At 44.9% G+C, this 17,043-nt stretch carries 17 protein-coding genes; 5 read left to right on the plus strand and 12 right to left on the minus strand.

Translation table 11 applies throughout. The features are described from left to right. Positions 1-116 precede the first annotated feature (116 nt). Both ACT53D_RS05080 and ACT53D_RS05085 read left to right on the plus strand, forming a co-directional pair. On the plus strand, positions 117-428 hold the full coding sequence (locus tag ACT53D_RS05080; protein ID WP_194746890.1) for a hypothetical protein: 312 nt from the start codon (positions 117-119) through the stop codon (positions 426-428). A 180-nt stretch (positions 429-608) separates the two neighbouring features. Continuing rightward, positions 609-1,310 carry an OmpW/AlkL family protein gene (locus ACT53D_RS05085; RefSeq protein ID WP_194746891.1) on the plus strand — a complete coding sequence of 234 codons (702 nt, stop codon included), beginning with the start codon at positions 609-611 and terminating at the stop codon, positions 1,308-1,310. Positions 1,311-1,428: 118 nt separating this feature from the next. Here ACT53D_RS05085 and ACT53D_RS05090 read toward each other — a convergent pair whose 3' ends face one another. Beyond that, the gene (locus ACT53D_RS05090) at positions 1,429-2,259 is read right to left on the minus strand and encodes a class I SAM-dependent methyltransferase (RefSeq protein WP_476154830.1); all 831 of its coding nucleotides are present in this window, start codon (positions 2,257-2,259) and stop codon (positions 1,429-1,431) included. Positions 2,260-2,619: 360 nt separating this feature from the next. Here ACT53D_RS05090 and ACT53D_RS05095 point away from each other — a divergent pair, with 360 nt between their 5' ends. Together ACT53D_RS05095 and ylqF are read left to right on the plus strand one after the other, a co-directional pair. Beyond that, positions 2,620-3,618 carry a DUF481 domain-containing protein gene (locus ACT53D_RS05095; protein ID WP_275354967.1) on the plus strand — a complete coding sequence of 333 codons (999 nt, stop codon included), beginning with the start codon at positions 2,620-2,622 and terminating at the stop codon, positions 3,616-3,618. A gap of 162 nt (positions 3,619-3,780) precedes the next feature. After that, positions 3,781-4,716, plus strand: coding sequence for a ribosome biogenesis GTPase YlqF (gene ylqF / locus ACT53D_RS05100; RefSeq protein ID WP_313988877.1), 936 nt, complete (start codon positions 3,781-3,783; stop codon positions 4,714-4,716). Positions 4,717-4,747: 31 nt separating this feature from the next. Here ylqF and ACT53D_RS05105 read toward each other — a convergent pair whose 3' ends face one another. Next, the gene (locus tag ACT53D_RS05105) at positions 4,748-5,935 is read right to left on the minus strand and encodes a GGDEF domain-containing protein (protein ID WP_228518704.1); all 1,188 of its coding nucleotides are present in this window, start codon (positions 5,933-5,935) and stop codon (positions 4,748-4,750) included. 225 nt (positions 5,936-6,160) lie between these two features. Between ACT53D_RS05105 and ACT53D_RS05110 the strand changes: the two genes are divergently transcribed. Further along, the gene (locus ACT53D_RS05110; RefSeq protein ID WP_476154833.1) at positions 6,161-8,185 is read left to right on the plus strand and encodes a UvrD-helicase domain-containing protein; all 2,025 of its coding nucleotides are present in this window, start codon (positions 6,161-6,163) and stop codon (positions 8,183-8,185) included. A 2-nt stretch (positions 8,186-8,187) separates the two neighbouring features. Here the strand turns inward: ACT53D_RS05110 and mtnA are convergent, their stop codons facing one another. The 10 genes from mtnA to ACT53D_RS05160 all read right to left on the minus strand — a co-directional run bounded on the left by mtnA (position 8,188) and on the right by ACT53D_RS05160 (position 17,018). Then, a complete protein-coding gene (gene mtnA, locus ACT53D_RS05115; protein ID WP_476154835.1) occupies positions 8,188-9,240 on the minus strand; it encodes an S-methyl-5-thioribose-1-phosphate isomerase in 1,053 nt (350 codons plus the stop codon). A gap of 3 nt (positions 9,241-9,243) precedes the next feature. Next, the gene (locus ACT53D_RS05120) at positions 9,244-9,771 is read right to left on the minus strand and encodes an adenine phosphoribosyltransferase (protein ID WP_476154837.1); all 528 of its coding nucleotides are present in this window, start codon (positions 9,769-9,771) and stop codon (positions 9,244-9,246) included. A gap of 21 nt (positions 9,772-9,792) precedes the next feature. Next, complete coding sequence (locus ACT53D_RS05125) at positions 9,793-10,437, minus strand: class II aldolase/adducin family protein (RefSeq protein WP_476154839.1); 645 nt, start codon at positions 10,435-10,437, stop codon at positions 9,793-9,795. Then, positions 10,434-11,348, minus strand: a complete 915-nt coding sequence (locus ACT53D_RS05130) for an S-methyl-5'-thioadenosine phosphorylase (protein WP_476154841.1) — start codon at positions 11,346-11,348, stop codon at positions 10,434-10,436. Before ACT53D_RS05130 ends, ACT53D_RS05125 begins: the two co-directional genes overlap by 4 nt. 202 nt (positions 11,349-11,550) lie before the next feature. Then, the gene (locus ACT53D_RS05135; protein ID WP_476154843.1) at positions 11,551-13,131 is read right to left on the minus strand and encodes a hypothetical protein; all 1,581 of its coding nucleotides are present in this window, start codon (positions 13,129-13,131) and stop codon (positions 11,551-11,553) included. 78 nt (positions 13,132-13,209) lie between these two features. Next, a complete protein-coding gene (locus ACT53D_RS05140; protein ID WP_476154845.1) occupies positions 13,210-13,914 on the minus strand; it encodes a glycosyltransferase family 2 protein in 705 nt (234 codons plus the stop codon). After that, positions 13,914-14,612, minus strand: a complete 699-nt coding sequence (locus ACT53D_RS05145) for a TVP38/TMEM64 family protein (RefSeq protein WP_476154847.1) — start codon at positions 14,610-14,612, stop codon at positions 13,914-13,916. The genes ACT53D_RS05140 and ACT53D_RS05145 overlap by 1 nt, the downstream gene beginning before the upstream one ends. A 26-nt stretch (positions 14,613-14,638) precedes the next feature. Beyond that, positions 14,639-15,508: a glycosyltransferase family 2 protein gene (locus tag ACT53D_RS05150; protein ID WP_476154849.1), complete on the minus strand. Its 870-nt coding sequence runs from the start codon at positions 15,506-15,508 to the stop codon at positions 14,639-14,641. Further along, positions 15,508-16,257, minus strand: a complete 750-nt coding sequence (locus ACT53D_RS05155) for an ABC transporter ATP-binding protein (RefSeq protein ID WP_476154851.1) — start codon at positions 16,255-16,257, stop codon at positions 15,508-15,510. The genes ACT53D_RS05150 and ACT53D_RS05155 overlap by 1 nt, the downstream gene beginning before the upstream one ends. Beyond that, positions 16,254-17,018 (minus strand): ABC transporter permease, encoded by a 765-nt coding sequence (locus tag ACT53D_RS05160; RefSeq protein ID WP_476154853.1) that lies wholly within the window; start codon positions 17,016-17,018, stop codon positions 16,254-16,256. Before ACT53D_RS05160 ends, ACT53D_RS05155 begins: the two co-directional genes overlap by 4 nt. Positions 17,019-17,043 lie beyond the last annotated feature (25 nt).

Consider the following 17,043-nt stretch of genomic DNA (forward strand, 5'->3'; position numbering starts at 1 on the left):
AAGAAACTAATCGCTTACATGCCTTACTAAAAGATTGATGCACATGATTTAAACGCCTATGATCTGCTTTTTAATTCATGGCTTGTTGTTATACCGCTTTTTTAATGGAGTCCCTCATGCGTATACTGACCCTCACCGCTCTTTTGATCTTGACCTTCAGCGAACCAGTTTTTGCGCGCAATATCAGCGTCGAACAATCTGAAGCCGCCAGTGCCCGCGATGCCGTAGGCGACGCCATGAGCAAACTCAGCGATATCGAGCAAAAAATTCAACGCCAGCAAGCCGTGCTGACGCAAGCACAAGAAACGCTTAAACAATATCAGGCGGAAAAAGCCCAGATTGAAAAAGACCTCGATGCCAAAAAAGCCATCTTTGAACAAAAGTCCAAAGCACTGGATGAAGCATGGAAGCAACGCAACGACTACTGATCCAACGATCCAGCCACCCAAAAACCAGTCTGAGGACTGGTTTTTTATCACTCCATGCGTGCGCTTTGCTGTTTGCACGGCGTTTTAGGCAAATTCAATCCAGTTGACCTGCATCAATATACGGCCTGACTTGCCGACCTACAATGCATTCAAGTTCAATGCACTAATGGAGTGATCACAATGAAAAAAACCGCAATCAGTTTAATGTTGGCTGCTTTATTGCCAGCCCTCAATGTTCAGGCAGAACAAGGCGACTGGGTTATCCGCCTGCGCGCCACCAATATCAGCCCGAACGAAAGTAGCGATCTGGGCAAATATGTAAACAAAAATATTGCGGCAGGCGCGATGTCTAGCGGTGCAGAATTAAAAGCGGACAGCAATACTATTCCTGAGCTGGACATTAGCTACTACTGGACCAAAAACATTGCGACAGAACTGATTCTGGCGCTGGGCTCCAAGCACGATGTCAGCATCACCAAAGACTCAGGCACTACCGTCACCAATCAATTACTGGGTAGCATTGATGCTTTACCACCAACCTTAACCGCACAATGGCACTTTAACCCCGACCAAACCTTTGACCCCTATGTCGGCGCCGGGATTAACGCAACCTTTATGCTGGACCGCCGCCTCGACCTGCGTCAAGGCCCATTAGCAGGTCAAAAAATCAAAATTGACCGTGACAGCTTTGGTCCTGCCTTGCAGGCTGGTCTGGATGTTAACCTTAAGGATGGCTGGCTGCTGAACGCGGATGTGAAATACATCTGGATGAATACCACCGTAAAAATGCAAAACCCGCTCAATGGCAACGCCTGGACAAAAATTGATGACCTGGATATCGATCCATGGGTGATCAGCCTGGGTTTCGGCAAGCGCTTCTAGTTAGGCGCATAACGTCTCTTCCCTGGGGCAAAGCATTAGCTCCATTCACCTCTGATACTCTCCCAGTGTCAGAGGTTTTTTTATCTGCGCCTGACTGAGCGTAGCCTAAAAACAAATGCTAAAAGTGAAACCTTGGCGCAAGGCCAGATAAATGTAACTGCTCTAGCAATTGCAAGCCGCGCTCACGCGCGCTGCGTTTACGCTGGCCGGTATACTTGGCAATGATCAGTTCATTTTTCATAGAATGCTCCCAGCCTACCAGCTCGGTCACGGTCACCTGATAGCCATGCGCTTCCAGCGCAAGGCAGCGCAGCACATTGGTCACCTGGCTGCCAAACTCACGCGTATGGATAGGATGACGCCACAACTCACTTAAAAAGGTTTTTGATAAGGCCTCGGCTTTATGTTGCCGTAGCGCTTCAGCCACCTCCGCCTGACAACAAGGCACCAACACCATAAACTGTGCCTGCTTTTGCAAGCCAAATGCAATCGCATCATCGGTGGCGGTGTTGCAGGCATGCAAGGCCGTCACAATATCAACCTGTTCTGGCAGTTGCGCGGACTGCATGGCTTCTGCTACTGTCAAATGCTCAAACTGCATGCGGTTAAAGTCGCATGCTTGCGCCAGTTGGCGCGACTTTTCAATCAATTCACCGCGGCTCTCAATGCCAATCACCTGGCCTGCCTGATGCTGTTTCAGCAACAAGTCATACAAAATAAAGCCCAGGTAAGATTTGCCGGCGCCGTGATCAACCAAGACGGGCGAAGGTTGTTTTTCCATCACCGTCTGCATCAGCGGTTCGATAAAATTGACCAGATGATAGACCTGCTTGAGTTTGCGGCGGCTATCCTGATTGAGCTTACCGTCGCGGGTGAGGATATGTAAGGCCTGCAATAAGGGCAAGGATTGGCCAGGCCTGACCTCGGGGGGCAATAATGTTTGGACCATGTTGCGGACTACTTTAAAATGCTAATACGCCAGTTTAACAGCACAATTGTTTGACGGCACGTGAGTTTAATCGCATGAGATGAACGGCATGTGCCTAAGTGCGTCTGCTACAGTCTTTGAGTCCCATTTTAGCGGGAACTCTCAGGCTGGTTTTGCAATCATGTAAGAGACAGGGTGGTCAGTTTTATAAAAAACACCCGCCTTTGCAGCGCAACCGCTGCATTCAATCCGCTGCCACGCAGCGCTGTTGTTCAATCGAATCAGGGAGTAGTACCTATGCCGCAACAATCCATGCTTCAGGCACGCCGATATCTATCCTACACCGCGCCATCACAACCGTGGCGATGGTTGCAATGGGCCTTGTTACTGCTCCTGCTAACGACGCATCTGGCGCAAGCAGATACGGTATGGCTCAAAAACGGGGACAAAATCACCGGGACGCTAGGGGTTAAAATCTCAAACAAGCTCACCTTTAAAACCAGCTATGCAGACGAGATTAAAATCAACTGGGATGACATCCACAGTATTGATGCGGAAAAATCTATCCTGATGCAGCTATCAGATGGCAGTATCGTTACCGGACGTTTGATACACAGTACTGAGGGGCAGGTCATTCTGGATGAGGAAACGAATACACGGCTGGTGGACACTGAACTCGGCGAAATTCACTACATCAATCCGACCCTGGATCTGATTGGCGAAGGCTATGTCTGGACCGGGAACATGAGCCTGGGTGGTGCCTTTAACAACGGTAACAGTAAAAACCGCAACATGCAGTTTAATGGCGAGTCGATTTTGCGCGGCTTTGATACGCGCTATACCGTACAGGGCTACTACTATTGGGCTGCAGATAAAGATCGCCAGACTCAGAATAATGGGCGAGTCCGTGGTCAGTACGATCACTTTTTCACAAAAAAATGGTACGGCTACTTGAACACGATTCAGGAAAAAGACCGCTTCCGCGACATTCGCTTGCGTAGCACCTACAGTGTGGGGACGGGTTACCAGTTTTTTGAAAGCGAAAAACGCAATCTTTCACTGGAAGGTGGTCTGTCATACATCACCCAGGATTATTACGAGGAAAGTAACGAGAATCATGCGGCCTTGCGTTGGGCGGTCAACTATAACCAATACCTGTTTGATTCATTTGTGCAAGCATTCCACCGGCATGAAGTCACTTATACGCCGAACTCGCCGTCACAAATCCTGCTTTACAGCTCCACCGGCTTGCGTTTTCCGTTTATTTTCGGCTTGAGTGCCTCTACACAAGTCGACTATAACTATGACAGCCGCCCTGTCGATGAACGGCGTAAAGGCGATACGCGCGCGCTGTTTACGCTGGGTTACAGCTGGAAGTAATCGCTAAAAAGACAATCGTATTTAGTGGCTGGCCGCTTAAATGTTAAAATACGCGCTTGATGGTGAGGTGCGCAGCTGATAACGGCATAGAGCTCCCTCACACAACCGGGTACGGCAAAGACATTGAACCCGTATTTTTTGAGTTAAGCATGGAGCAAAAATATGGCAATACAATGGTTTCCGGGGCACATGACTTCTGCCCGCAAAAAAGCAGAAGAAACACTGGAACACATTGATGTCGTCATTGAAGTACTGGACGCCCGCGTACCCGCCGCCAGCCACAACCCCATGATTGAGGAAATGCGTAATTTCCGCCAGCGCCCTAACCTCAAAATCCTCAACAAAGCCGATCTGGCTGACCCGAATGTGACGCAAGCCTGGTTGAATTACTTTAACAGCCAGCCCAATACGAAAGCGGTTGCCCTCTCCTGCAAAAAGCCCGGTGATGCAAAAAAAATCCCAGGTCTATGCCGCCAACTGGCCCCGCATCGCGGCACGCCGCTGAAACCCTTGCGCATGATGATCATGGGGATTCCCAACGTCGGCAAATCCACCTTGATGAATGCCCTGCTCAACCGGCGTGCAGCCAAGGTCGGCGATGAACCGGCCGTGACCAAAAGCCAGCAACGTTTCGAACTGAGCGACAGCCTCAACATCACGGATACGCCGGGCATGATGTGGCCCAAAATCGAACACGCCTCAGACGGTTATATGCTGGCCGCCAGCCATGCGATTGGCCGCAATGCAGTAATTGATGAGGATGTGGCTGAGTTTTTGGGCAATGTGTTGTTGAAGCAATATCCAGCGCTCATGAATACACGCTACAAGCTGGACGTGATGAAGCTGAATGTGGCTGAAATAGATGGCATCGACTTATTGCAAGCCATTGCCAAACGCAGAAGCTACAAACGCAATGATGGAGAGTGGGATATGGAGCGCACAGCGATGGCCTTGCTCACAGACTATCGAAGTGGCGCCATTGGCCGCGTCAGCCTGGAGTCCCCGCAAAGCCGAGCCGAAATGCTGGCACAAGCGGCTGAGCAACAAAGTAGTCCGGTTCAGGAAGAAATACCCGCCTCTGAATCAGACCAAGCGTAAAGTCTACGTCAACGGCAGGAGCGCTCTGAAGTTAGGCAATCACGCTGGCATGCCGTTTCGCAGGTTTACCTTTCACTGGGGACTTATCAAGCAATTGCTCTATATTGCTCACAATACGGTTGCGGCCGTTTTGCTTGGCACGGTAGAGATTCTGGTCTGCCGCTGCAAACAAGGCATCAATCACATAGCCCATGGTTTCTGAACTCACTGCCCCCACACTGACCGTACATTTAATCGCCTGGGTCTCACGACTCATGCTCTCCACGCCGGCAATGCTCACGGGCGTCACCTCAATAATCCGGCGGATGCGCTCTGCCAGCACCATGGCCTCCTGCTCACCGGTGTTGGGCATCAGGATGCAGAACTCCTCACCACCATAGCGCCCGATGACATCGCCGCCACGCAAGGCGGCACGTATGGTCTCGGCGCAAGACTTAAGCACCACATCGCCCACCAGGTGACCATACACATCATTCACCTTTTTAAAATAATCCAGGTCGACAATCAGCATGCCCATGGGGAGCTGAATGCGTTGCGAAACCGCCTGCATGCGACTGGCGGCTTCTTGCAGGCCACGCCGATTCAGCACCCCAGTCAGGCCATCCAGCGTCGCAATCGCCTGCAAACCGGCTTGTGCCTTGACATGCATAACCAACAACAGCAAGCTCACCACCGCCGTGATGACCAGCATGAAAAAGGACACCAGATAAGCATGGATACTCCAGTCGCCAAAACCATCGAGACTCGCCTGATCCGCCAGGCCAACCTTGACTGCGACAATGGCCAGGATCAAGCCAACCATGGCAAACAGACTACAACACAGCCAAAAGATATTGGCGACAAAATCTTTTCCATGCCCCACTAAACTGCGGCTGCCGTAGGCAAATATCCAGAGCAAAACGGCTAAATTACTCAGTAGCAGCCAGCGATTGGAAATATGCATGTTCAACATCACGGCATTGCAGGCCAGCAAGGTTGTAATCACGAGCAAGGTCCAATAGCGGTAAACGCGATACCCCCTGAACATGCGTATCCCATTGACGAGCTGACTCAAGCCTTGTGCCACCAGAGTCACCGCCGCCGCAATATAGATACTTTGTGGTCCGATGATGAGGCTAGTTTGAGAAAAGAAATACACGGCCAGTCCACAGGCAAAAATGAGCAAGCCCCGCACCCAACCCATGATCAGGCGGCGCTGCTGATAGGCCCCAGAAATCATCAAGACCAGAACCAGCGTTAGGGTGAGTCCAATTGATGATAGAATGGCGCTATTGAGATCAAACACAGGGACGGACAAAGTTAGTTAACCTGAAGAAACATCATACTATGGTTACAGGACTATACCCATATAAATGAAAGGGTTGAATAGTCCATCTAGGCTAATAATTGTCTGCTTTCCCATTATTCTCCACTTTGTACTGAAACACGTTTTATCAATCCGCTCATGCAGCATCTGTTAAATCCTCCCCAGCGTGAAGCGATTCACTATCTTGACGGCCCATTGCTGGTATTGGCAGGCGCTGGCAGTGGTAAAACCCGCGTCATTACCCAGAAAATTGCCTACCTGATCAACCAGGCGGGTTACCAGGGTCATCAAATCGCGGCGATCACCTTTACCAACAAGGCCGCACGTGAGATGCAGGAGCGCGTGACCCCTTTACTGGAAGGCAAAAGTGGCAAGGGACTCACCGTCACCACCTTTCACTCCCTAGGCTTGCAGATTTTGCGCCAGGAAGCGGCGCTGCTCGGCTATAAACCCCAATTCTCCATTCTGGACGCCTCGGACAGCTTTAAAATCCTCAGTGATATTTTAGCCACCACCGACAAGCAACTGTTGCGCAAAACACAATGGCAAATCTCCAGTTGGAAGAATGACTTTATCAGTCCGGATCAGGCCAAATCACAAGCCGATGAAGAGCTCACCCATGCCGCAGCCCGGGTGTATCAGCTTTATCAGCAAACCCTGCGCGCATATCAGGCGGTAGACTTTGATGACCTGATCAAGGTGCCGGTGGAGCTGTTTGATCAGCACAGTGAAATGCTGGAAAAATGGCAACGCAAGTTGCACTACCTGCTCGTGGATGAATATCAGGATACCAATGCTTGCCAGTACAAACTGATTAAACAGCTAACCGGCCTGAGAGCACAATTCACCGCCGTAGGCGACGATGACCAGGCAATTTATGGCTGGCGTGGTGCCGACGTGGAAAACTTGCGTCAGTTGACCACAGACTTTTCCAAACTCAAGGTGATCAAGCTCGAACAAAACTACCGCTCTACCGTGCGGATTTTGCGCGCGGCCAACCACGTCATTGCCAACAACCCCAAACTGTTTGAGAAAAAACTGTGGAGCGAACTCGGCACCGGCGACCTGATCCACGTTACGGCGACGCAAAGTGAAGAGCACGAAGCAGAAACCGTGGTGATGAAGCTGCAAGCACACAAATTCGAGCATCGGACGACTTACAAAGACTACGCCATTCTCTACCGCAGCAACCATCAGGCACGCATCATCGAGCAGTTTCTGCGTAACCACAAAATCCCCTACACAATTTCGGGGGGCCAATCCTTTTTTGACAAGGCCGAGATCAAAGACATCATCAGCTACCTGCGCCTGATCATGAACGAAGATGATGATCCTGCGTTTATCCGCGCCGCCACCACGCCGAAAAAAGGCATAGGCAACACCACGTTGGAAAGGCTGGGCGAATATGCCAGCGCGCACAAAATGTCATTGTTTGCCGCCGCCTTTGAAGGTGGCTTTCAGCATGAGGTCGGCAACAAACAATTGGATGACCTGCTGACCTTCTGCCGTTTTATCCAAACACTGCAAGGCCGTGCTGTCAAAGACCCTGCTAACGAAGTGCTCAGCGACTTACTCACCGCCATCCAGTATGAAAGCTATCTGTACGACGGTGAAGAAGCCAGATCTGCCGAGACGCGCTGGGGCAATGTACAAGAATTCGTCGCCTGGCTCAGCAAAAAAGGCGAAGCCTCTACCGAGTTCGGCCATGAATCCGACGGTAAAAACCTCATCGAACTGACACAACTGGTTTCGCTCATCACCATGCTAGAAGGCCGCGAAGATGGCGAGCCGGATGCCGTCAAACTCTCTACCCTGCACGCCTCAAAAGGACTGGAATACGGCCACGTCTTTTTAATCGGCTGCGAAGAAGGCATCCTGCCCCATACCAACTCCATCGACGCCGACCAGATCGAAGAAGAACGCCGACTCATGTATGTAGGCATCACCCGTGCCCAAAAGTCACTCAACATCACCTGGTGCAAAAAACGTAAACGCGCCGGAGAAATGCAAGCCTGCGAGCCTAGCCGCTTTATTGCCGAATTGCCTAAAGATGATGTTAAACACTTTGGCAACCCGTTTAATGGGCCAGATCAGGTCTTAAGTAAGGATTATGGCAAGAGTAAAATGGCGAATATTAAGGCGATGCTGGCGAGTAATAGATAACATTACTTAGTAAAAAGTGCTTTTATTTTGGCTTCATTTGGACCAGGAATTACACCTTTTTCAGTAATCAGTCCCGTAATTAATTCTGCGGGAGTAACATCAAAAGCCGGATTACGAATTTTCACCCCCTCGGCCGCCCAATGATAATCTCTAAAGCCTTTAACTTCGTTTTCATGGCGTTCTTCGATTGGAATGTCTTTCCCGTGCGGAATCGTTATATCAATGGTTGATAAAGGACAAGCAACATAAAAAGGGATGTTGTGTCTATGCGCCAACACCGCGACCATATATGTGCCAATCTTATTGGCGACATCGCCATTTGCCGCAACGCGGTCAGTGCCGACTACTACTGCGTCAATTTCGCCATGGCTCATCATAAAACCGGCCATATTATCGGCAATTAAAGTCACTGGAATATTCTCCTGAACCATTTCCCAAGCAGTCAAGCGCGCCCCCTGCAAGAATGGCCGCGTTTCATCAGCAATAACAGATATTTTCTTGCCTGCTTCGACCGCTGAGCGAAAAACACCCAACGCAGTACCATGCCCGGCCGTTGCTAAAGCGCCAGCGTTGCAATGAGTAAGCACGCGCGCACCATCACTTAATAATGCCGCGCCATGTGATCCCATCGCTCGGTTAATTCGAATATCCTCAGCCAAAATCTCATGTGCTTCTGCGAGCAACTTATCAGCAATCAGCCCATTATGGTCATTCTCTACAGTTTGCCAAATTCTGCGCATACGATCCAACCCCCAAAAAAGATTCACCGCCGTAGGTCGACTTTCCGCTAACACTTTGAAGCCAACTTCTAATCCAGAGTTAAACTCATTTTTTGACAAATGTTGTAGACGTAAAGCCTCTAACGCCACTCCATAAGCAGCTGCCACTCCAATTGCAGGTGCTCCTCGCACGACCATGCTCTGAATACCCTCCGCAACAGTGGCTGCGGAATCATAAGCAATATACTCAAAACTAGCAGGTAATACCCGCTGATCTATCATCTCCAGCTTTGCGTTAATCCAACGTAAAGTTTCCACTTTTTGCGTTTGTGTCATGAATTAATCCCCTTCAAACTCACACAATGCAAAAACCTTGTGACCAGCGCTTTCTAATCTGGCACGCCCCCCAATATCTGGAAGATCAATGACGAAAGCGCACTCTACTACGTTGCCGCCTATGCTTTCAATCAAATTCGCTGCTGCCATTGCAGTACCGCCAGTGGCTATCAGATCATCCACTAACAATACGTTTTCACCTGGGTGAATTGCATCTTTGTGAATTTCGATACGATCCACTCCATATTCCAGTTCATAATCCAAGCCAACTGTTTCTGCGGGTAGCTTGCCTTTTTTACGAATAGGAACAAATCCAATCCCCAACATGTGAGACAACGGTGCACCAACAATAAACCCTCTGGATTCGATACCAGCAATCTTATCTATTTTAACGCCAGTATAACGATTCACTAATTCATGCACCATGACGCGTAAACCAACAGGGTCTTGTAATAAAGTAGTGATGTCACGGAACATGATGCCTTCTTTGGGATAATGAGGCACCGTGCGGATACGGGATTTAATAGGCATTTTTTTCCTTAGGCCAAAAATTTAAGTCTGATTCCAACGACCATACCCTTTAAATTTATCCTGAACCTCTGTCATTTCAGATGAGCTCAAAATAAAGGGTTGGTCAATTTGTAAAGTGCGCCAATATTGCTCGCATAGCGTTTCAACCTCGACTGTGATTGATAGTGCTTTTTTTAATGTTTCCCCAACTGCAATCATGCCATGATTAGCAAGCAAACAGGCTTTACGATCAATGAGTGCACTGAGTGCTGCATCAGAAAGCGCTTGAGAGCCGAATAAAGCATATGGTGCACAACGAATAGAGTCACCACCAGCAACTGAAATCATGTAATGAAATGCAGGCACTTCCATTCGCAAACAGGCTAATGAAGTGGCAAACATCGAATGCACATGGACTACAGCATTTACTTCTGGCTTACCCTTTAAAATATCCAAGTGAAACCGCCACTCGCTAGAAGGTTTTCCTGGACCAATCACGTTGCCGGAAAAATCCATTTTCACCATCTCATCTGCTGACATCTCATCAGCAGGCACTCCAGATGGCGTCACCAGAAAATATTCTCCGCAGCGCGCACCGACATTTCCAGAAGTGCCGCGATTCAGGCCAAGACGAACTAAATTAAGCGAAACATCCAACATCTGTTGGCGTAACTGGCTTTCAGTCATGGTTTGATAATAAGACGACCAGCTACCGCGTCCAGTTTTTTCAATAGCTCAGGATCGCGCGCTTCCGGCGCAGTGATTAATGCATACTCTAACGCAGAACGACAACCGCACTGACATGCATTATTGTCATCCGATCCTACCATAGGGGCTACAGCTTTAACGAGAGAACGTGCCTTGTCAGCATTCTCAACCAATACTTTAACAATCTGATCTACTGTCACGGCATCATGATTTGGATGCCAGCAATCATAATCCGTCACCATAGCCACTGTCGCGTAGCACATCTCAGCCTCTCGCGCCAATTTTGCCTCTGGCATATTGGTCATACCAATTACATCACAATTCCAAGTACGGTAAAGCTCAGATTCAGCTAAACTGGAAAACTGTGGCCCTTCCATAACAAGATAGGTACCACCACGAACGACCTTGATTCCAGAATCTTTTGCGGCAGTTTCTATAAAGTCCCCTAGCCGCTGGCAGACTGGATGCGCCATAGAAACATGAGCAACACACCCTGTACCAAAAAAAGACTTATTCCGCGCAAACGTGCGATCAATAAACTGATCAACAATTACAAAAGTCCCCGGTGGTAAATCTTCTCGCAAAGAGCCAACAGCGCTCACTGAAATGATGTCAGTAACCCCGGCACGCTTTAACGCATCAATATTTGCACGGTAATTTATTTCAGATGGTGGAATTTTGTGTCCGCGTCCGTGACGTGGTAAAAACACCAATGACTGGCCGTTTAACTCTCCAAATAAAAGCTCATCTGAAGGCTGACCAAAAGAGGATTCAACTTTTTCCCAGCGGACGTTAGTCAATCCCTCAATATTGTAAACCCCACTACCACCTAGCACACCCAATGTACTTTTAATCATAAATACCTTTTGGTTTTCAAATACTTTTAACAAAAATCATTAAGTTAATTACAAACAGCAATCCTAATAAATAGTTCGAGCTCATGACAGTTTAAATCCGCCTTATTGCATTCCAAATATAGCTTTTTACTTTGAACTTCAATCTATTATTTCCAGCATTTAGAAGGATACTTAACAATTAATTTTTGTATCGTCACAATAAACAACATTCTGACAACATAAATTTTTTCTTAGCTTACGGCTGACATTTTATCAAGTACTTACCGCCTACCTCTCTATACTCTAATGGATACAAAACATTAGCTATATTGTAATTCTCACGTTTTTGTAACGCATGTGGTGCAAACCATTCTAAATATGCACTCTCAACTCCATTACATGTTACCTTATCTACGGAAAACGTAAATTCACCATCTTTAATGTGTAAATTCTTTACCGTTTCGATATTAGTTAATAATCTATTAACACGCGAAGAATAACTTTCATACATATTTTTGTGAGTCGAAAATGTCTTCCATCCGCCAGCAATTGCAATAACTAAAAATAGAAAGGCAATAATATATAAATGAGTTGAATTAGTAGGTGTATATGTGTGGAAGAGCGGCACTATAACCAAACGAACTATAAATATAATTAAGAATAAGGAAAATATGTAAGAATAATATCCATTATTCAATAAGATGCTAATAATTCCCTTCTCCATACCTCGTCCCAAAACAATAACAAGACTGTAAGAAACCATCATTAAAAAAAATACCAATATCGGAAAATAACATTTACTATTAGTAAATATCCATTTAAAGTTATTTTTAATCGCCGCAGAGCTCACCACGATTAATGATAGTGCGGGAATTATTCCAAGTAGATAGAACACGTTAATATGTTGATATAGATTATGCTCAATACGACCCCCAATTCGCATATCTAAAGTGGTGGGGCATAACGCATAAAACAACCAATAGACTGATGAAAAAATCACCCCCTTCACTATATCTATGATATTTGCCAAACCACCACTTATGTTGGCGGGACTGCCTATGTGCTCTACGTAATCTGCATAGCTAATTAATGCATACATAACTGGGATCATTAATAAGGCAATAGGCAATATCACCAAATTTAGGTTCATAGGCCTATTTTCAAGGCTGACACATTTGTATCGATGAAATACTAAAGCTAATGCATATAGGATGGCCAGAATATTACCAAGCTCATAAGTAAAGCTAGCAATTGCAACTAATATCCATAACAAAAAAGAATTTCTAGCGCCAAAAGAATCTAGTGCCATTTGAAAAGCTAGTGCAGACTGAACAACCAAAAGTGAAAAGAACAGATATCCAACAATATGATGCCAAGCAACCAACTCTGTCCCAGAATACAGTAACGCAAAAAATATTGAGATACTAAAGGAAACTAAGTTTAAGATTTTGTTGTGATTTGTATTGTTTGAGGACTTAAGAAGAGAATACCTGCAATAGAAGAAAATACTAACTACAACGGAACAATGTAAACCAATACTAACTAACTGCCAAGCAAAGAAATTGTAACCCCAAATCCAACGCTCAAAACCTAAAAGAAAATACAACACTGGTCGAAAAAGCCCAAAATCGCCAATGGAATTCGTACGATTGAAATTGTAAGCTCCGAGTGTACTATCGAATAAGGATTTTACGTTTTGCGTTCTATGAAGATAAATTAATTGATCTGCCCTTGCTACATCATAAAATGCATAGCTGTAACATAATAAAATTGAAATAATCAATAAGATGTTTAAAAGAAAAACATCCGAAGAAATGTATTTACCACGACAATTCATTTTTACAATATCCGAGCCACAATTAAAAGCATGTAGTTATTAAACCGAACTTTCAGAAAGTATCAAGTTATGGCTTGATTACTTCCAAAACCACAACTCTCTAACAAATTGAAAATAATATGCTGCCCCCCATTGTAGAATTTGCAACTTTCTCTCACCTCCAATACGTGGAGGCTCATCCCCAGGTATTTCTGTTATTTTAAGTTTTGCTTTTGCTGCTCTTACAGACAATAGTGGCTCCCAGCTTATTTTCGTTCTAAACAACTTCTCAGGTAATACGTGGGCATCCTCTCTATCAAGTCCCAATTCTTGAGCCATTGCTGTACGATAAGCGCGATAAATCACCATCACATCTGTGTAATTTCCACCGTGTAGTAAATTAACAGTGCGCGTAAACAACCAGTTGCCAAAACCAGTCACAATATCATCATCCTCACTCTTAGCATCACCGAGATAGCGCGAAGCAATGACCATGTCGTATCCTTCTTTCATCTTACGAATTAAGTCCGGGATTAACTCTGGAACAGAATTGCCATCTGGGCTAAAAGTGATGACAACATCCCCTTTTACCAAAGGCCAAACTTCTGTATATGCATGCCTAAATCCGCGTTGCTTTTGCACATAAACTTCATAACCATTTTCTGTCGCCCATTCGATAGTGCCATCAGTCGAGCCACCATCCACGACAATAATTTGATCAACCCATGATCGATCAACTTTCGGCATAATTGCCTTCATGCCGTTAATTTCATTAAGCGTCATGACCAACAAGGTTGTTTTCATTATTTTTCCATTCTTTTTTTGTAAATATTTGATGCGAACTTGATTACGACTAATGCACTAAAAATTGCAGATACAACTAAAATGGCACGTATTCCAGCTTTCACTTCTGCTTCATGTGCCGCAAAAGTTTGCATGGTGTCACCAATATATGCGACCAAAACTGATGGCGGAAGCAAGAAAACCAATGAAACCCAAACAAAACTAAAAGTTGGTAACGATGTTAACCCGAGTAAATAATTGAGCGGACCCGTTGGAATGATTGGATTAACCCGAGCAAATGCTACAAATTTCCAGCCGTTACGTTCAAACTCAGACTGAACAACTTCAACCCATTTACTATCGAACTTTTCTGCCAGAGGTTGCCCTACTGTCCAGCGGGCAACAAGAAAAGAAATCAAGCCGCCAACAGTCACTCCTATTGCTGAGTATATTCCACCTAAAATTCCACCCCAAAAAAAACCGGCAGCAAGGTTTAATGGTAGCGAGGGTAAGGCGGTAATCACAGAAATTGCGTAAATTGCTAAAAAAAGCAAAACGGCAATGATTGGATGCTTTGTTTTATATTGCCCAATCAAAACAGGATCAAATGCACCACTCCTGTAGTAATGCCAAGTTATCGCAAGTAATATCACAACTGATAAAATAAAGATTAATCGCTTACGCCCCATGAAACGATTAATACCTTTTTTATTATTCATATACGGATTCATTTTATTATTCACGACTACTTTAAAATCACACTTGCCATGTACCTAGCACCGAACCACCACCATAAAAAGAATCTCCACTTAAATGGCAGTTGACTGTCGAACAAAAATATTTGCGTAAAATGCTGAACTGCAATAAAGATATTGTTAGGTCGTGGACTTTCCGTAAACTTAGGTAACTGAGTTTCAGCAGCATGATTTTTTGTGATGGTCTGAAGAAGTTTGATCGCGCATACTTCTCTAATACTTTTAAGGCCAACAAACAACATATCATCATCAAAGCGACCTCGCGCTTGATAAGTCGCATCAATTTTGGCTTTGCCTGTGCGGTAATGCAAATGCTCAAAAACAACATCGTTGAGATAAAAAATCCTGTTAAAACCAGCTTTTTCCAAGCGTTTAAAAATATCCATCAAGTGATAATCAATAAATGCGCCTCGATAAGCAGTGTGATAGGGCTGCTGCAATAATTCACAACATTGCCTGGATAAAATAGGAAAAGTACACAAATCCCCTTTTTTAAATAAGTCATTACCGTACGCAAGGTAAATTTTATCTTCAATTTTCCGATGCAAATCTCTTAGCTTTTCATCCCAGCCCGGTGTTTGAATGACCATATCGTCGTTCACTAACACGATGATTTCACCACTTGACTGGTTGAAACACTCAGTGTTGTATCCCCCCATTGTGGTTTTCGGGCCAATCAAGAGTTTAGTATTTAGCCTTGGAAAGTTTATCTGGTGGCTTTCAACATCATCGTCATCTACACGGATAATAATTTCAACGTTGTTAAGCTGAACTGTTTTTTCTGCAACGCTTTGCAAAAAGCGCTTTGCTAATACTGTTCTGCCCCGCGTGGGCAGTAATAGAGAAATTTTTTCTTGCATTATTGTGTAACCTTTGGACTGTCAGATTGGATAATAGATTTGTATTGTTCAATCACCGATGGCATATCGCCATAATGAACTACCTTACCCAAATTCATACAAACACCGAAGTCGCACATTTCAAGTAAAGTTTCCATTTCGTGAGAAACAATCACCAAAGTGCCGTTGTTATTTTTGAAATCTTTTAAAAATCTTTTACATTTATCCTGAAATTTGCTATCACCTACGGCAAGTACTTCATCAATAAGCAAAATATCAACCGGCAAATGAATAATGGTGGAAAAACCTAACCTTGCTATCATGCCACTGGAGTATGTACGTATTGGGTTATCAATCGCACTTTCTAGCTCAGAAAAATCAATAATGCTTTGTAAGTTCTTATTGATATCAGCCAAATGCATACCAGAAATCGAAGCATATAGAAAAATATTCTCCCGGCCAGTTAAGTCAGGATGAAAACCCGCACCCAACTCCAAAAGCGATGAAACTCTGCCATGGATACTGACATTCCCTTTTTCAGGACGAATGGTACCAAGCAATAATGACAAAAGCGTACTCTTACCGGTACCGTTATGCCCAACGATGCCAAACGAGGTGCCACGTTCTACTTGAAAATTGACATTTTGTAGTGCCCATTCTCTGGCGTATTTACTAAAACCGGATTTTTTACCAATAAGAAGCTCTTTAATACCTGAAGCAGGCTTGCCGAACTTTTTCCAGACATTATTGCACTCAATGATCACGCTCATAATAACTCTGCCAATTTATATCGTGTACGTTCATGAGCTATGCTTGCGATGAATAACAAAACTGCTGACAAAACTACACAATAAATCGTTGGGAGCCACTCAATTTGACCATTCATCAACACATTTCGCCAATTCAAAATAAGTGCTGTAAATGGACTCCACTCAAAGTAACTCCGATATATTCCTGGCACCATAGTCAGAGGATAAACAATTGGCGTTAAAAAAAATAACATCGACATAAAAATCCCAACAAGATACTCCACATCTCTGACAAACACATTTGCAAGTGCTAACAACAGCCCTAATGGGTAAATTACCAAAAATTGTAAAAAAACCATCAACGGGATTTGCCATATCCACTGAAGATAAAATTTCCCACCAGCAACAAGGATAAAAAACATCAATACTGGCAATGCAAAACAAAAATGTACGAACTCATGCGCAACATTTGCAAAGGGAAGAATCAGTGTATTGATGCGGATTTTTTTTACCAGAGATGCATTGTTTCGATACCCAGAAGTTGCTTGGATGATTGAATTTGACATCCACACCCAAGGAAACATCGCCGTTAACAGAAAGATTGAGTAATTTTGCATTTGCACACGCATAATCAGTTTAAATGCAATGTAATAAACAAGCGCAAATGCAAACGGATTTGCTAATGCCCAAACATAACCTAAAAAACTGTTTTTATAACGGACTTTTAAATCTTTCTGAACAAGCACATAGATGAGTTCAAATGGCTGTAATAATTTTTTCATTTATACTTTTTAACATTTAAAGACA

It is taken from the genome of Methylophilus sp. DMC16 (assembly GCF_056314045.1).

What these genes read in the sequence shown, in the direction of transcription:
- ACT53D_RS05150 (WP_476154849.1), bottom strand. Translation starts at nt 15,508, where the DNA reads ATGCAAGAAAAAATTTCTCTATTACTGCCCACGCGGGGCAGAACAGTA.
- ACT53D_RS05085 (WP_194746891.1), top strand. Translation starts at nt 609, where the DNA reads ATGAAAAAAACCGCAATCAGTTTAATGTTGGCTGCTTTATTGCCAGCC.
- ACT53D_RS05140 (WP_476154845.1), bottom strand. Translation starts at nt 13,914, where the DNA reads ATGAAAACAACCTTGTTGGTCATGACGCTTAATGAAATTAACGGCATG.
- ACT53D_RS05105 (WP_228518704.1), bottom strand. Translation starts at nt 5,935, where the DNA reads ATGATTTCTGGGGCCTATCAGCAGCGCCGCCTGATCATGGGTTGGGTG.
- ACT53D_RS05090 (WP_476154830.1), bottom strand. Translation starts at nt 2,259, where the DNA reads ATGGTCCAAACATTATTGCCCCCCGAGGTCAGGCCTGGCCAATCCTTG.
- ACT53D_RS05120 (WP_476154837.1), bottom strand. Translation starts at nt 9,771, where the DNA reads ATGCCTATTAAATCCCGTATCCGCACGGTGCCTCATTATCCCAAAGAA.
- ACT53D_RS05135 (WP_476154843.1), bottom strand. Translation starts at nt 13,131, where the DNA reads ATGAATTGTCGTGGTAAATACATTTCTTCGGATGTTTTTCTTTTAAAC.
- ACT53D_RS05110 (WP_476154833.1), top strand. Translation starts at nt 6,161, where the DNA reads ATGCAGCATCTGTTAAATCCTCCCCAGCGTGAAGCGATTCACTATCTT.
- ylqF (WP_313988877.1), top strand. Translation starts at nt 3,781, where the DNA reads ATGGCAATACAATGGTTTCCGGGGCACATGACTTCTGCCCGCAAAAAA.
- ACT53D_RS05145 (WP_476154847.1), bottom strand. Translation starts at nt 14,612, where the DNA reads ATGAATAATAAAAAAGGTATTAATCGTTTCATGGGGCGTAAGCGATTA.
- ACT53D_RS05080 (WP_194746890.1), top strand. Translation starts at nt 117, where the DNA reads ATGCGTATACTGACCCTCACCGCTCTTTTGATCTTGACCTTCAGCGAA.
- mtnA (WP_476154835.1), bottom strand. Translation starts at nt 9,240, where the DNA reads ATGACACAAACGCAAAAAGTGGAAACTTTACGTTGGATTAACGCAAAG.
- ACT53D_RS05125 (WP_476154839.1), bottom strand. Translation starts at nt 10,437, where the DNA reads ATGACTGAAAGCCAGTTACGCCAACAGATGTTGGATGTTTCGCTTAAT.
- ACT53D_RS05160 (WP_476154853.1), bottom strand. Translation starts at nt 17,018, where the DNA reads ATGAAAAAATTATTACAGCCATTTGAACTCATCTATGTGCTTGTTCAG.
- ACT53D_RS05155 (WP_476154851.1), bottom strand. Translation starts at nt 16,257, where the DNA reads ATGAGCGTGATCATTGAGTGCAATAATGTCTGGAAAAAGTTCGGCAAG.